The sequence below is a fragment of the Nostoc sp. DedQUE04 genome (assembly GCF_034530995.1).
Lineage (GTDB): Bacteria > Cyanobacteriota > Cyanobacteriia > Cyanobacteriales > Nostocaceae > Nostoc.
In genome coordinates this window covers 55633-71020 of record NZ_JAVRCA010000042.1, presented here as the reverse complement: position 1 = coordinate 71020, position 15388 = coordinate 55633, and the positions used below count along the sequence as shown (strand labels likewise).

The following is a 15388-nucleotide window of genomic DNA, read 5'->3' as shown; positions in this document are numbered from 1 at the left end:
CACGACCTCTGTGAAGGTTGGCAGCTTGCAAAACAGACTTAACGGGAAAAGTCAGTTCTAACAACCCATGCAAAAATTCTACTGAATTATTTGGGCGTGATGACAAGCGTGGGGGTAGATTGGGATCGTTAATAGGAAAGCGATCGCTTTAATACACTGTGTGTACGCCGTAGCCTTAAAAGGCGATGATTACGAAAATTATGGTTTTGTTGATGAAAAGAGTGTATCATCCAAGACGGTTTAGTTAAGGGAAGAGACGCGATAAATCAACGTCTCTACAAAGGGGTGATTCTTAACTAAACTGTTCAATAATTCCGCCACCTAACACTTTCTCACCGTCGTACCACACCGCCGCTTGTCCGGGGGTGATGCTGATTTGGGGTTCATCAAACACCAAACGCACACGGGAGTTTTCCAACGGAATTACTGTCACTGGTGTAGCCGTTGAACGATAGCGAATTTGCACTTCGGCATGAATTGGGGTAGATGGTTCGGCAATGGAAACCCAGTTTACTCGATTTACAGTGCATTCTGGCTGAGTTACCTTGGTGCGATCGCCTACTACTACTTTATTATTTTCCGCATCTAATTCAATCACATACAGGGGTTCGGCAGCAGCAATTCCCAAGCCTTTGCGCTGGCCAATGGTGTAATGATGCACACCATTATGCTGTCCCAAAACTTTGCCTGTAACATCGACAATATCGCCTGTTTTGGGAGCTAAATATTTATCCAAAAATGCCCGCATGGAACCGTTACTTTCCACTAAGCATAAGTCTTGACTTTCTGGTTTATCAGCAGTTTTCAATCCGTATTCAGTTGCAATCCGGCGCGTGTCAGTTTTTTCTAGTTCCCCTAGAGGAAATACCGTTGCTCCTAGTAAATCTTGAGACAAATCATAGAGGAAGTATGACTGATCTTTATTGCGGTCAACAGCCCTTAATAACTGGTAACGTCCAGTTGCTTCGTCATGGCTAATTCGGGCATAATGACCAGTGGCAATGCGATCGCACCCCAATTCTTCACGAGCATACTGCACCATTGGCCCAAACTTCACCGTTTTATTGCACTGGGAGCAAGGCAAAGGCGTGATTCCTGCACTGTAACCAGTTACCAGGTAATCGACAATATGCGTCTGAAAGACATCTCGAATATCCACAACCTGATGGGGAACGCCCAATTGTTCACAGATATCAGCCGCGTCGATCATACCTTCAGAGCAACATTGACCTTTGCCTTTCATTAGCCAAAGAGTCAAACCAATCACTTCATAGCCCTGATGGTGCAGGATAGCTGCGGCGGTGGAACTGTCAACGCCACCAGAAAGACCAACGACGACTTTTTTCATACAAAGCACGACACGATATGCGTGGTTGTCCAATTGTAGCATATACTCTTCAAAGCCTTGCTACTAAAGCGCTTCAGTTTTAAAGGCAGGAGGTAGGAGGCAGGAGGGAAGAGAATTTGATTTGTTTCTTCCATCCATAACGGAAGCGATCGCGTCCGTAAACAGCTTTCATCTAAGATTAATTACAGATGTATTTTTTGCCACGCAGATGAGGTAACTTTACGTTAACGCTATATAGTTGCTACAACGGTGAACTAATTAGTTCTTGATGAAAATTACTTAAAAATATTTTGATTACTTTCTAACTATTATGTCGAGAGGAATATCAAGTAAATTTATCTCATTTCAGATGTTGCGTCGAAGCTCTGAGGGTTGGAAGCCCACTATGGCAGTCCTCTTTTTGTTAGTGGGAGGATGGTTAGTACTGATTCCCGACTCTACCCTAGCACAAGCACAAATCTCCAACCGCAACGTGCTACTGGCTCAAGAAGGTGAGATTTTACCGCCACCACCAATTCCCTTTGGTCAACAGCCATCACCGCAGTTACAACCAATTCAAGCACAGGACTTCAACCAACCAGAAGTTAACTTTCAGCCTTCTCAACCAGTACAAAACAATCAATTTGAGCAGAATTTTCAGCCTTCCCAACCAGTACAAAACAATCAATTTGAGCAAAACTTTCAGCCTTCTCAACCATTACCGAACAATCAATTTGAGCAGAATTTTCAGCCCTCTCAACCTTCACAGTTTAGTCAATATAACCAGAACTTTGAGCGCTATTTAGTTTATGTTGATGGTAGTGATTTCCAGACACTACAAGCCATACGTCAGATTGAACCCAGTGCTTACATTCGCCAGTTCCAAGGCCGGACTGTAATTCAGTCAGGAGTTTTTAGCAGAGTAACCAACGCCCAACAACGGGTGAATGAGCTACAGTCACGAGGCATATCTAACGCCCGAATTATCAGCTTTGGTAACGGACAGGAAATAAATGCAGACAATGGCAACTATAACTATAGAGACGATCGCAATAATATAAATGCTAATAGGCGAGTCTCTAGATATTATGTCGCCATTCCCACCACTTCCGAACAATTACCTGCGATCGCAGCACAACTTAGGCAGAATTTAAGCCAATTTACGCAAGATTTAGGACGATCTGGTGGAGTCATCGAAAGGACGCAACCACGAGGCCCGCACGTAGCAGTCGGGCCTTTCCAAAATCGATTTCAAGCTGAGGAATGGAACAAATATATCCGAAATATCGGATACGGTAATGCCAGAGTTTACTACGGAAAATGAATAAGTCGGGAGTTAGGAGTGAGGGAAGTACACCAACGGCAAGCGCTCCAATGTAAGTATCATAGAATTTTAGGCAAATCAGTTGTAAATCATACTACAGCTATCAGCCAAAATTTTTATAAAGACTCATACAAGTACAGTCAAAATGGATATAAAGAATGGCTTCGTTGGCGCTGTTGGCAACACCCCTTTAATTCGCTTAAACAGTTTTAGCGAAGAAACAGGGTGTGAAATCCTTGCGAAAGCAGAATTTCTCAATCCTGGGGGTTCCGTCAAAGACCGCGCCGCACTTTACATCATTGAAGATGCAGAAAAGAAAGGTCTGCTCAAACCTGGTGGCACGGTTGTAGAAGGAACCGCTGGTAATACTGGCATTGGATTAGCACATATTTGCAACGCCAAAGGCTACAAATGCCTAATTATTATTCCCGATACCCAGTCACAAGAAAAGATAGACGCGCTGACAGCATTAGGAGCAGAAGTTCGTCCCGTCCCTGCCGTACCTTACAAAGACCCGAACAACTACGTCAAGCTATCGGGCAGAGTAGCTGCTGAGTTGGAAAATGCCATTTGGGCAAATCAGTTTGATAATTTAGCCAACCGCCTCGCCCACTACGAAACCACAGGGCCAGAAATTTGGACGCAGACAGATGGTAAAATAGATGCATGGACAACTGCAACCGGTACTGGTGGTACTTATGCTGGTGTAGCATTGTACTTAAAAGAACAAAATCCAGCAATTAAATGTGTTGTAGCCGATCCGCTAGGTAGTGGACTTTATAGCTATGTCAAAACTGGCGAAATCAAGATAGAAGGAAATTCTATCACTGAAGGCATCGGTAACGGTCGTGTCACAGCCAATATGGAAGGCGCACCTGCTGATGATGCCATTCAAATCGATGACCAAGAAGCTTTGCGAGTAGTTTACCAACTGCTGAGGAAAGATGGGTTGCTAATGGGCGGCTCAACAGGTATTAATGTTGCGGCAGCTGTTGCCTTAGCGAAGCAATTGGGGCCAGGACATACCATTGTCACCATCTTGTGTGATAGTGGTTCCCGGTATCAGTCGCGGATATTCAACCCGGAATGGCTAGCCTCAAAAGGACTTTCAATAAATTAGTTATTAGTCATTAGTCATTAGTCATTAGTTATTAGGCATTAGTCACTTGTACTGAGCCTAATCGTTGGCGCAGCCTCTCCAAGAGTTTATTGGTCATTAGCTTCCAACTTTTGACAAAGGACAAATGACAAATGACAAATGACAAAGGACAAATGACAACTCAACCATCAAACTTCCCCACAATAGACCAACCCTCTTCTCCTAAATGTGTGCGGGTTTGTCAAAATCGTACTTGTAAAAAGCAAGGTGCGGCCAAGGTTTTAGCAGCTTTTACAGCTTTACCAATCCCTGGTGTAACTGTAACGGCTAGCAGCTGTTTAGGACAATGTGGCAATGGCCCAATGGTGCTGATATTACCTGATATGGTCTGGTATAGCGGCGTTCAACCTGATGAAGTATCTCTACTGATAGAAAATCATTTGCTAGGTGGTCAAAGAGTCGAACAGATGCTCTATTATCGGTTTCATCCCCAGAAAGAAAGCTAAATTTTTAATATTAAGCTCTGCAATCTTTTTGACTGAAGTGAGGCATCCAATGAATATCCAGCAGCTGCGTCAATCCTTAAAACAAAAGTGGCTTATTTACTACAAGCAAAATATTTCCTGGCTGGTCAAAATGCGAATTTGGGCCACTTACGATGGTCTGCGCCGCCCTTTATCCGGTTTTATTTTGGCAACACTGTCTGTTTTAGAACCCCAGTTTGATGAAATACTTTCTTTTATGGTGGATCTGAATAACGATCCAGATAAAATAGTCGCTGCTTTAGGTCTTAACTTCAATCCCGATCAAGAGTTACGTTTAATCAAATCAGAGCATTCTATGGCTATAAGCCAAGTTGAAAGCGAGCCGCCAGATGAGAAGTATTCTGAGGATAAACATCTATCATCTGCTGTAACTGCCAGCAAGATTGCGCTTCATTCTCTTGCTAAGACTCTAGATTCCAACTTGTCACGCGCCGATGAACTTGTGCCATCAATTACAGCTACCACTGAAGTAGTTCGCACACGCAAACTTGAGTTGATAGTAGCAAATGCAACTAAAATTGCTCCAGATACTCCGGCAAAAACGCCATCCTCCGGTTTACTAAGGAAATATCAACCAGTACGCTGGCACTCTGGTCAGTTACCTTCAGGAGCATCGGCGACAATGACTAGTGAGGTTAACAGCAAAGCCAAAACTATGCCATCTGTGGCGTTAGCTACTGAGGTTAAAAGCAACGCGCCACCTGTCCGAATCCCTGTGGGTGCATCGTTGGCAATTACCACTGGGATTTCTAGTAATGGTAAATCAGGGCGATCGCTAGCAATTACTACTGAGGTTAAAAGTAACGGCAAACAACCGAATATTCAACCACAAGAGGTTAAGAGCAAGGTGAATTTCCCAACTACAAATGCCCGTAGTATAGCTTCTTGGGTAGATGAATTTTGTTACGGTGCTGGGGAGAAAGAGAAAGATATCTTGATTTGAATTACTTACGGATATTCGTGAGAAACAAACGGGATTTCTATGACTTCACCCTCAGTTTCTCCCACTTTGACTTTTAAACCTACACCACCAGCTTTGGTGCGAATGTAACCTAGTCCAAAGTAACCATCAGCGGTTTGGGTGTAACTAGTAAGTTTGCCAACCTTTTCATCTGCAACCGCGATCGCACTTCCAACTTCCACAGGGGCATTGAGGCGGATACCTAAAAGGTGTTGTTTTACACCTTTATATGTATTTAACCGAGCAATAGTTTCTTGCCCAATATAGCAACCTTTAGTAAAAGAAATTGTTTGCCACAAACCCACTTCTAGAGGATTGTAATCATCTGTGAGTTCCGCATCTGGGGCGGGGCGGCCTTGTAAAATTCGCAAAGTATCCCAAGCGCGATCGCTCATTTCTACTGCTCCTGCTTCTAACAGTTTGTTCCACACTGTTTCTTTGTCAGTATAAGGGAAAGTTAAGGTGTATCCGGGCGCAGCTAACCCGCTACCTACAGCAATCCGCACTCCTTCAGCCGGAGCGATCGTGTATACTTGGTGACTACCGTAAGGTTGTCCAATAAGTTCGCCAATACCCAACTTTTCTAAAACAGCGTCGCTTCCTGGGCCAATGAGGCTGAAGGTATTGGTGTATTGTGTAATATCAGATAATTCCACCTTGTCGGCATAGAAAATATATTTATCCAGCCATTCCATCAAAAACTGGCGACGGTTAGGTGAAACCAGCAAGATTACCGCATCTTCTCTAACGTAGGCGGTTACTAAATCAATTGTTCTAGCTGTGGAAGTGACAAAAACCGTATCACAACCTTGTCCTGGCTTGAGTATTTGGAAATTATTAGTACTTTGGTTGTGTAAGAAATTGAGGCGATCGTCGCCAGCTACTTTAATCCGTCCCCAAGCGGTGCGATCGCATATTGCAACCCCAACTTTGGCGGCTTGGATAGCTGCTGCGTCTTTATCGTCAAGTGTAGATGTTGGCATAGCGATCGGAAATTGCCCTGTTTGAATGTTGTTGCACTGGAAATCTTAGCAAATAAGCGTTTGCGGCTTCAATCTATCTCCGGTTTTCTTCTAACGTTAATCAAAATCTTATCAACATCGCGATTTTGTGAAAAACATTAAAGCTGTCGTTAGCAAAATCATTCTTTTGTTGATGAAAATCGTGATTTTGTGAAGAACGTTAAAGCTGTCGTTAGTAAAATTATTATTTTGTTAAGAACATTAAACCTGTCGTTACGACATTAAGTTCTGTCGTTATGAGAGTGATAACGGCGATTCATCGCGATCGCTCTTTTTTAAGATTAGATTATTTAATGATGAAATTAGCGATCGCTATAATGGTATCGTGCCTGAATAAACTCGATTCGGTCATCACTTACTACGTAAACAATCCGGTCAGTTTGAGTGATTCGGCGCGACCATACATTTGCATCATAGTATCTCAATCTTTCAGGATTGCCTGTACCTTCAAAGGGATTCCGCCTAATCTCTTCAACTAAAGATAAGACGCGGAGTGCAGTTTTTCTATTTGTTTCTACCCAGTAGGTAAGGTCTTCCAGAAACTTCCGGTCAAAAACGAGGTTGCGTTCTAAATTATCCTCTTGAGAAACTTCAGATTGGGGAAGTGCATCTGGTTCTAAATTATCCGACATTAAATTTATTTACTCTTCTTCGTAAAGCGAGAACTCTTTACGCAACTCGTCTATAGTTTGAGGCACATTAGTCTTAGCCTTAACACGTTGTAAAGCATCTAAAAGACGTGCTGCATTCTCAGGTGACTGGAACAAATATGCTGTCTCTATAATGCTGTTAAGTTCCGCAGTAGGTATAACGGATACACTTTCTGCACCTTCACGATTAACAACTACAGGTTCACGAGTGCTAATTGCTTCTTCGTAAATTTTTTCAAAATTATTGCAAGCTTCGGTGTAGTTTGTTTTATTAGACATTTTTTGTTCCTTAATTTATCTGTTACTCTTTGCTGGCAGGTAACTAAAGAGTTGCTTCAGCTTGAATTTCTTGAATGATGCTTAAAATTTCCTCTTTGGATTCGATGTGCTTGCTTTGCTAGAACTTTAGCGGTTGATTCCAGTAGCCGCTCAGAAAAGAATTTAGCTAAATCTTGCCGCAAATTCTGCCCAATGTAAAACTTGAGTAACGCTTCAAGTGTCATATCTCGATTAGCTGCAACTTTTTTGAGCGATTCTAACGCATCTGTTGGTATTTTTATTGATACTGTTTCTGTACTACGGGGCTTTAAGTATAGTTCGAGTTCTTCATCATCCTTGTTCATATAACTTTCTTTCTATGTTGGTAGCTGGACGGGCAGAAATAATACGTGTTCGCCTACTGCGTTCTAAATAAACTACGAGCAATAAACCTACTGTTTTTCTTTCAATTTATAAGGGATTCCAGTATTTAGGATTAAGTGAATCCAAAAATAAATCCTCTTTACCGAGTAATATTAAGAATCTTCCTGCTATCCTATCGAAGAAAAATTCTTCTTCAATGATATAGGCATCGCCTTATCTTATAAGCCCACTTGTGTGGGCTTTGTTCGTGTATTCTATTCTCAGGGCTTTAACCTTCTGGCAATTTAGCAAACGCCTGCTCAACTAACTTCTTTGACTTAGCATCCAAACGCAGCCAATCGACTTCACCGAATTGATCGATTAAACTAGTATCAATATCAGCAACTTCCAACTCTTGGCTGTATTCAATAAAACACACTTCATAACACAGTTCCCACAAATCGATACTCGCTTCTTGCTGTTGACGCTGCAAACGTAGATGATATCCTGGATGGGGCATCGGCAGACGAGCCAGAGTTCCTCTGATTTCATCTGCTTCTTGGGGTGTTGCAGTTTCGATTGCTTGTAACAGTTCAGTCACCAATGCTTTGATTTCATCAGTGGTGCTAGGCGGCCAAATCAGGACATCATGGTAAGTTCCTGTCCAAGAAGATTGATCGAGCTGCTTGCGGATATTGTCGATAACGCGAATGAAAGCAGGTTGCATGAGGATTTCAGCCTGCTGCCATGCAACTGGATTTGTTATTTTAGGTGGCATTGGTAATACACAGGGGCACTAAAAGAAAAATAAACAGTCTGCGTTTATTAAAAAGCTGCGTTTTTAATCTAAATCTTTTCTCAAGATAGCGGATTTCAATGAAGAAAATTTGGAGATATTTATTACCAGCTGGAAAATTAGGTAATAACTCTGGGGAGAGAATATGATCGGCAAGCTACTAGACCATCGTTACCAAGTAATTAGAGTCCTCGCGATGGGAGGATTTGGTCAAACATACATTGCCCAAGATACTAGGCGACCAGGCAATCCTATCTGCGTTGTCAAGCATCTCAAACCCGGAACTGACCCCAGAGTTTTTGATACTGCTAAACGCTTGTTCAGCAGTGAAGCCGAAACTTTAGAAAAACTGGGCAACCATGACCAAATACCCAGGTTGCTGGCGTACTTTGACGAAAACCAAGAATTCTATCTAGTACAAGAATATATTGAAGGACATACCCTAGCTGAGGAACTTATACCTGGTAAGCGCTGGAGTGAAAGCCAAGTAATTCAACTGTTGCAAGAAGTTCTAGAAATTCTGGAATTTGTCCATCGCCAAGGCGTGATTCACCGCGACATCAAACCGGATAATATCATTCGCCGTGCCTCAGATAATAAGTTAGTTTTAGTTGATTTTGGAGCAGTGAAACAACTGCGTACACAACTGGTAACAGTGGGCGGACAAGCATCTGCGACAGTGGTTATCGGTACTCCTGGCTATATGCCTACAGAACAAGGGCAAGGTAAACCCCGTCCTAACAGCGATATCTATTCCCTTGGCATCATCGCCATTCAAGCATTAACAGGATTACAGCCAACAGAATTGCAAGAAGACCCGGAAACAGGGGAAGTTATCTGGCAGCATTCAGTAACTGTAAACCATCAACTGGCGGCAGTATTGTCCAAGATGGTGCGTTATCACTTCAAAGACCGCTATCAAAATGCTACGGAAGCACTGCGAGCGTGTAAAGACGCGATTAATCCAGTACCCGCACTTTCCACACCTCAAGAAGCCGCCAACAATTTTAGTTGCCAAGCAGCCAAATCTCAGCCTCAAGTATCTCGGCTGCAAACTATTGCAGTTGCACCAGCAAATCCTATCCCTGCCAAACCTGAGCGTAAAGACTCTAGTAAATCCGACCCCTGGCCGATATTAATTGGCATATTACTAGCGGGTGGTGCAGCTGCCTTGGTAGCAAATGTATATCCAAATGTGAAAAATTTTGCTTTAAATCTTACAGGTAAGGATACGGCTTTAGCAAACAAATGCTCGGCTGTTGTTGTCGGAAATTCTAATATCCGTTCTGAACCTAGTTCGATAAATTCTAATAATATTGTGCAAACTGTTGCTAATAACACCAATTTCGAGGTGACTGGCAAGCGAACAAAAGCAGGTTGGATAGAAGTTAAGCTTAAATCTGGTCGTTTGGCTTGGGCACACCCGACCGTGATAACTAATAATCAGGAATGGGGTTCTTGCCTACGCGAAAAGGGCATTGCAACTAGGATTGTAGATGATAGTAGCTTGATTGCGACTCGAACTATTCTCCAGCCAAAACCAAAATCTCAGGATGTGGTAACTCCAATACCAGAAAAGCCGAAGAAGTCAACTGACGATGCTGAAAAATCACAACGAGCGCAGCCTAATGATAACAGTGCCAATATTGTAGAACAAGCAAAAAAGAAGTATGATTCCGGGGATATAATTGGAGCGATCGCACTTTTAAGATCGGTTCCGGCAAATGCTGCTTCTGGTATCCAAGAGACGAGCAAAATGATTGCCCAGTGGCAGTCAGATTGGGCAAAGGCAGAGGCAGTATCTAATGAAATTAATAAAGCAATAGATGATGGTAAATGGGATAAAGTTTTAGATTATAGAAACCATCCAGAAAAGTTACCTAATACTAAATACTGGCGAAATAGAATAGAACCATTATTTAAACAAGCAGCCGAAAATCTGGCAAAACAAGCACTAACTCAGCTAGAAAATCAAGGTAATCAGAAAAATACCCAACAGAAACTTCCCGATACTAAGCAACCTGAAACCACAGAGAGTCCCAATAGCACACAAACTCCTAAAAGCAGCTTTTAAAAGTTATCAGTAAACACAGTTTATATCGTTCCCAGCCAGAAACTGGGAACAACTAAATTCGGGCTGCCATCGCCCGAATTCGCAGCAGCAGCCCAATAAATATCGTTTCCAGATTATATCTGGAAACGATATTTATCTGTGGTTTTATTTTCCCTATCCGTGCATCTCGTCGTATTCTTGGGCTTCAACTCGTCTTGCTTCCATCCGCGAAGCAGGCAGAAACTCAGCACGACGGACTGGAACCAAGGGCGGTGTATTTCCTGGGTAAGGGTGAATCACTTGTACAGTACGGGCTGGACGCTGCCGTGGCGAGAACAAAGCCAATACACCAGCGACGACAACACCACCACCAATAGTCAGAGTTGCACCTCCCACAGCCCAAAGCACAGGTGAAGACCACCAAGAACTTTGAGGCTGGAATGCTGTTACTTTTTGTTGGTTATACTGCTGGGCTTGTTGCCACTGCTGCTGAGTATTGAAATTTTGAACTTGACCTTGGAGTTGTTGATTTTGCACCTTCAGCTGTTCATTGTCGTTTTTTAAACGCTCCAACTGCATCTGCGTGTTCAGTTTCTCCATCTCCAGACGCTGGTCAGTATTGGGAGTAGTCGGTGGCTGAACTTGACCGGGATACATTGGTTGCCCATAAGGCCCATAAGGATACATTTGTGGCTGCATTCCCGGCGCTACTACAGTCCCTGGCATTTGCGGAGCAACAGCAAAGTTAGGCTGTAGAGGGGTATTTGTTCCTTTGAGCAATACCAGAGCCGCCAGCCCAGCTACAGCAACCCCACCGATAAACGCCATACTCTCACTCATCGCCTTTGCTCCTCGATTGCGACGTAACTATAATCATTTGTGACCGACTCACTCTCACACTCATAAATTATGCCTAGTTAATTTCACATAATACTCAAACTATAAGCGACTCTATCAGCTAGTTTTTTTACATCATCATATCTGATGTTAATATTCAAGACCATAATGGTCAAATTGTCTACCAAATAAGGAGAGAAAAACTATACTGTTATACTTTTTTAATCTACTTTCTGGGTCTCATCAAGAGAAGTATTTGTGCTGGTGCTGGTGGTCTGGATGGCTGCCTTGAGACTTTGGCAAAATTGGGCGATCGCCGAAAGTCCTTGCTCTGGTGTTCCTTGGGCTAACCGTTTGACAACAGCGCTACCCACGATCGCACCATCTGCGCCCCATTCCCTTACCTGTCGGGCTTGTTCGGCTTCAGATATGCCAAAGCCGACTGCGATCGGTTTATCAGTAACACTACGAATTTGTTTGAGTAAATCGGACACGCGGTTTTCCAGTTGCGATCGCACCCCTGTAACCCCAGTCACACTGACTAAATAAATAAATCCTTGAGAAGAACGAGCGATCGCTTCGATCCGTTGGGCAGAACTAGTGGGAGCTACCAACAAGATTACGTCAATTCCCATCTCACTAGCTGCTTGGAGCAATCCTGCTGCTTCTTCTAAAGGCAAGTCAGGTATTACCAATCCTGCGACTCCAGCAGCAGCAATTTGCCCAAGAAATTTTTCAATTCCCCGGTGCAAAATTGAGTTGTAATAGATTAACAGAATAATCGGCGATCGCAATTTGGGAGTAATCCCTTGCAGCATTTCTAGCACCTGCTCTAACTTCGTACCCCTTTGCAAAGCACGGGTAGCAGCAGCTTGAATGACTGGCCCATCAGCCAGAGGATCGGAGTAGGGTATACCCACTTCTATAATGTCGGCTCCACTACGATCTAAAACCTGCAAGGCTTTTGCTGTTGTTTCTAAATCTGGATCGCCAGCAGTGATAAACGGAATCAGAGCGCACTCACGATTGTGCCCAAGAGTTTTAAAGCAATCAGAAATCGCAGTCATTTAGTCAAGTGTCAATAGTCAGTGGTCAGTGGTCATTGGTCATTGGTCATTGGTCATTGGTCATTAGTAAAGGACAAATGACTAATGACAAAGGACAAATAACAACTGACCAATGATAACTTTACACCTGAGATTGCTCTTCTTGTTCTATTTCGGCTTGAATTCGTGCTAGTTCTTCGGGAGTAAGCTCGTCTAGCCGCTTTTGCAGAAAGTCTTGCTCATACTGTTCCCGCTGTTGGTGGTAGGTCATTTTTTGTCCCACCGCACGGAAAAAATAGGTGGCTAACCAGCCAACTAAGGCACTGACTAGCAAGACTTGGCTCCATATACCAGCTTTTTGATTATCCAAACCGACTAGCTGCAATCCTAAGTATGCCAAACCGCCGGCAATAAAAACACCCAAGCCAATTCCAATCGCGTCAATCCGTCGCATGAGAGTTATGACCTACCAATCTCGTTAAACTTGAACTTGTCGCCGTTGGGGTCGAAAATTTGCAAACGGCGATAGAACCAACAGACCCGGAAAGAAGAAAAACACCAAAAAGTACATAAAGACACGCTCAATAGAGCTAGCTACATACCAACGCTGCTTCAGGTACAGCAAAACAGCAATGGGGATTACCAGAAGGTAAGCTCCAGCCAAAATCAGATATAGCAGGGCGACAATCATAACTTTCAAGTCTTAAGCATCTGTTTTCCATCATAGGCTGAAGAGACAGACAAGAGAGAAGTATAGTCATAATGCTTTCAACATAACTGCGCCAGAATTCCTCGAAACCGCTAACGAAGAGGCGAAAGCGCAGCTTTGGCGGGCTGGAGTACTTTTACTGAGGACGATTCAACGGATTTCATGACAAAAGCTAATATCATGCTATTATGTGAATCCACTAACAAAAAATGCTCTAGTCAGACAAAATCGAAAACTCATCCAGATGATTACGAGAAAACTAAGAAGACTTTCAACTCTCTGAAGCGATCGCCCAATCTGGAAAAAATATTTTCAATCTAGTTGGACAAAAGACACAATTGATGGTGGAATAGATAAGGAGGTATTTGCTACCTCTAAAAAATAACTAGTTACACTAGTTGCCAAACACCTTTGGGGGTGTGGCGGAATGGTAGACGCTACGGACTTAAATAATTGAGCCTTGAAAGAGAAATCCTTCAAGTGGAAGCTCTCAAACTCAGGGAAACCTAAATCTGGTGACAGACATGGCAATCCTGAGCCAAGCCGAAAAAAGTCCTGAGTCATGTTAGCGGTAGCGAGGCGTTTAGCCCGTGTTAAGTGGTGAGTAAATTTAAACTCATAACTGCTAACTCCTAACTCATGAACTGTTCGGAAGGTGCAGAGACCCGACGGGAGCTACCCTAACGTTAAGTCGAGGGTAAAGGGAGAGTCCAATTCTCAAAATCTGAGCAGGCTACTGTCATCAGGTGCAGTGAAAACTGCGGGAGAATGAAAATCCGTTGACCGTAAAAGGTCGTGTGGGTTCAAGTCCCTCCACCCCCACTAAAAATTTAAAATACCTAAAGGCTTCAATTGTGACTTTACCCATAACTTTGCCGTAACGGCAAGCTTATGCTTCCAATAAAGGGTGGCAAGGTTATGGTTCCAAACAGATTTCTCTTCGCGCTGCCCTTAAAGCAGCGCGAACTTTTTTATCGCGAAAACATCCTGGTTTAGCCAATAGCTTTGAAATAGCTGCTTCACTAGGATAAATACCTTCAGTGTAAACTTGCCTAACAGCTAGTTTTACCTCCTCGCAACACTGGTCGATTCGTTTGAGGCGAGATTCTTTCATATACTTAACGTACTCGGCTGAAATCGCTCGGCATAGCTCTGGAAAATGCCTGTAGAGAACTCGCTTAGGATACCCAAGGCGTTTCGCTACTGCTGTCATAGGTAGTGGTTGTTCATTCGTTTGAAGCACATTTTCAAGTAATTTTTGAGTGCGATCGCTATCAAACTTTACTTCAAGCTTTTTTGTACTGCTATCTCTCACTTGGTTTTGAGGCGTAGCAGGAAATTTACTAGAAGTCTCCTTAAGAGTCTCTTGAGTCAAAAAATCTAGCACAGATACCTGAAGAGTAAAACAGATTTTCAAAATCACATTCAGTTCTGGCAAGACTTTTCCCATCTGCCACATCCAAACCTTGTTTTTAGGAATTTCAAGCATACGCGCAAAAGCAGCTGTGTTTCCTTCAGTAAATTGGTTTACGTACCTACAGAACGCTTGAGCAACTATTTCCCTTTTCAAAGGTTTTGGTAGGTGAGGGGTATTAGCAAGTAATTCTCCAACAGTCTTGATAACCCATGTTTGCCAAATAATCTCTTCCTTGCTCGGTGGGGTTTTATCAGAAGACGGGTAATTAGCAGTAACGCCAAGCCATTTTAAGCAATAAGGGCAATAACCTGGTCTGGAATAAGAAGCCAGAGGAGGAAGCTCTCGTTTGCAATGAGGACATTGTTGGTATAAAGACTGATTGTGCCAATGACAAAGTGTAACTGCCTCAAAAAACCAAATTAAAGGTTCGTAAATTACTTTGTCTTTCGAGGAACACCACTCCTCATAACAGTAGGGACACCTCTGGATGACGGTGGATGAGAGCATTTTCTAAGGCTCTGCGTAGAGCAGGCGCAACGACTTTCGACTCAACATTAATTTTGCCAAAATTATCGCGAGAGATACCACGCACACCGTAATCAAACTTGTGATCGATTAATGGTTCTTCCAAGGTAATTAAGGCGCGTGTGTAGTATTCTTTCCAGTTGAAGTATCTCGATTCTGGGGCTATAGCTTCAATACCAACAACAGGAACATGAGCGCGATCGCTTTCCAGTTTAGGTAATGCTAGTTCTGTTAATTTTTGCTCAACGCGCAGTCGCAAAGTTGTTTTACCGATACCGCTAGGGCCATAAACAAAGATAAATGATGCTCCTGCGGGTTCAGCAATTGTTCGCATGAGAATTTCATAAACTTCTTTAAGTCGAGGATGCGCTACGGTGTAATTTTCAAAGTAAGCAAGCCTTTCTGTCGCAGATCGTGTGAGGAGTTCAAGAGGAAATCCATTAAGTCTTGTCATAA

Annotated in this window: 17 protein-coding genes; 5 read left to right on the top strand and 12 right to left on the bottom strand. The window is 43.0% G+C overall.

What is annotated here, in order from left to right:
* Positions 1–292: 292 nt before the first annotated feature.
* Positions 293–1348, bottom strand: coding sequence for a tRNA 2-thiouridine(34) synthase MnmA (gene mnmA, locus RM049_RS24975; RefSeq protein ID WP_322706071.1), 1056 nt, complete (start codon positions 1346–1348; stop codon positions 293–295).
* Positions 1349–1733: 385 nt separating this feature from the next.
* Here mnmA and RM049_RS24970 point away from each other — a divergent pair, with 385 nt between their 5' ends.
* The 4 genes from RM049_RS24970 (at position 1734) to RM049_RS24955 (ending at position 5238) form a co-directional block, all read left to right on the top strand.
* A complete protein-coding gene (locus RM049_RS24970) occupies positions 1734–2651 on the top strand; it encodes a hypothetical protein (protein ID WP_322706070.1) in 918 nt (305 codons plus the stop codon).
* A gap of 145 nt (positions 2652–2796) precedes the next feature.
* Positions 2797–3771 carry a cysteine synthase A gene (locus RM049_RS24965; protein ID WP_322706069.1) on the top strand — a complete coding sequence of 325 codons (975 nt, stop codon included), beginning with the start codon at positions 2797–2799 and terminating at the stop codon, positions 3769–3771.
* Between the two features lie 152 nt (positions 3772–3923).
* Positions 3924–4256: a (2Fe-2S) ferredoxin domain-containing protein gene (locus RM049_RS24960; protein ID WP_322706075.1), complete on the top strand. Its 333-nt coding sequence runs from the start codon at positions 3924–3926 to the stop codon at positions 4254–4256.
* A gap of 49 nt (positions 4257–4305) precedes the next feature.
* The gene (locus RM049_RS24955; protein WP_322706068.1) at positions 4306–5238 is read left to right on the top strand and encodes a DUF5331 domain-containing protein; all 933 of its coding nucleotides are present in this window, start codon (positions 4306–4308) and stop codon (positions 5236–5238) included.
* Between the two features lie 5 nt (positions 5239–5243).
* Here the strand turns inward: RM049_RS24955 and RM049_RS24950 are convergent, their stop codons facing one another.
* The 5 genes from RM049_RS24950 to RM049_RS24930 form a co-directional block, all read right to left on the bottom strand.
* Positions 5244–6239 carry a folate-binding protein gene (locus RM049_RS24950; RefSeq protein WP_322706067.1) on the bottom strand — a complete coding sequence of 332 codons (996 nt, stop codon included), beginning with the start codon at positions 6237–6239 and terminating at the stop codon, positions 5244–5246.
* Positions 6240–6580: 341 nt separating this feature from the next.
* A complete protein-coding gene (locus RM049_RS24945; RefSeq protein WP_322706066.1) occupies positions 6581–6910 on the bottom strand; it encodes a Txe/YoeB family addiction module toxin in 330 nt (109 codons plus the stop codon).
* Positions 6911–6919: 9 nt separating this feature from the next.
* Positions 6920–7207, bottom strand: a complete 288-nt coding sequence (locus tag RM049_RS24940; RefSeq protein ID WP_118170467.1) for a type II toxin-antitoxin system Phd/YefM family antitoxin — start codon at positions 7205–7207, stop codon at positions 6920–6922.
* A gap of 56 nt (positions 7208–7263) precedes the next feature.
* The gene (locus tag RM049_RS24935; protein WP_322706065.1) at positions 7264–7551 is read right to left on the bottom strand and encodes a hypothetical protein; all 288 of its coding nucleotides are present in this window, start codon (positions 7549–7551) and stop codon (positions 7264–7266) included.
* A 287-nt stretch (positions 7552–7838) separates the two neighbouring features.
* Positions 7839–8327, bottom strand: a complete 489-nt coding sequence (locus tag RM049_RS24930) for a hypothetical protein (RefSeq protein ID WP_322706064.1) — start codon at positions 8325–8327, stop codon at positions 7839–7841.
* Between the two features lie 163 nt (positions 8328–8490).
* Between RM049_RS24930 and RM049_RS24925 the strand changes: the two genes are divergently transcribed.
* On the top strand, positions 8491–10419 hold the full coding sequence (locus RM049_RS24925) for a serine/threonine protein kinase (protein ID WP_322706063.1): 1929 nt from the start codon (positions 8491–8493) through the stop codon (positions 10417–10419).
* Between the two features lie 153 nt (positions 10420–10572).
* On the opposite strand, the gene RM049_RS24920 is transcribed toward RM049_RS24925, so the two are convergent.
* From RM049_RS24920 to RM049_RS24895, 6 genes are all read right to left on the bottom strand, one after another.
* Entirely contained in the window at positions 10573–11238 is a 666-nt protein-coding gene (locus RM049_RS24920) for a heterocyst differentiation related protein (protein ID WP_322673373.1), read from the bottom strand.
* A gap of 218 nt (positions 11239–11456) precedes the next feature.
* A complete protein-coding gene (trpA, locus tag RM049_RS24915) occupies positions 11457–12302 on the bottom strand; it encodes a tryptophan synthase subunit alpha (protein ID WP_322706062.1) in 846 nt (281 codons plus the stop codon).
* A 121-nt stretch (positions 12303–12423) separates the two neighbouring features.
* Positions 12424–12735 carry a DUF3007 family protein gene (locus RM049_RS24910; RefSeq protein WP_094347180.1) on the bottom strand — a complete coding sequence of 104 codons (312 nt, stop codon included), beginning with the start codon at positions 12733–12735 and terminating at the stop codon, positions 12424–12426.
* A 24-nt stretch (positions 12736–12759) separates the two neighbouring features.
* Complete coding sequence (gene ndhL, locus RM049_RS24905) at positions 12760–12972, bottom strand: NAD(P)H-quinone oxidoreductase subunit L (protein ID WP_094347179.1); 213 nt, start codon at positions 12970–12972, stop codon at positions 12760–12762.
* Between the two features lie 934 nt (positions 12973–13906).
* Positions 13907–14914, bottom strand: a complete 1008-nt coding sequence (locus tag RM049_RS24900; protein WP_322706061.1) for a hypothetical protein — start codon at positions 14912–14914, stop codon at positions 13907–13909.
* The gene (locus RM049_RS24895; protein WP_322706060.1) at positions 14871–15386 is read right to left on the bottom strand and encodes an AAA family ATPase; all 516 of its coding nucleotides are present in this window, start codon (positions 15384–15386) and stop codon (positions 14871–14873) included. The genes RM049_RS24900 and RM049_RS24895 overlap by 44 nt, the downstream gene beginning before the upstream one ends.
* Between the last annotated feature and the right edge of the window lie 2 nt (positions 15387–15388).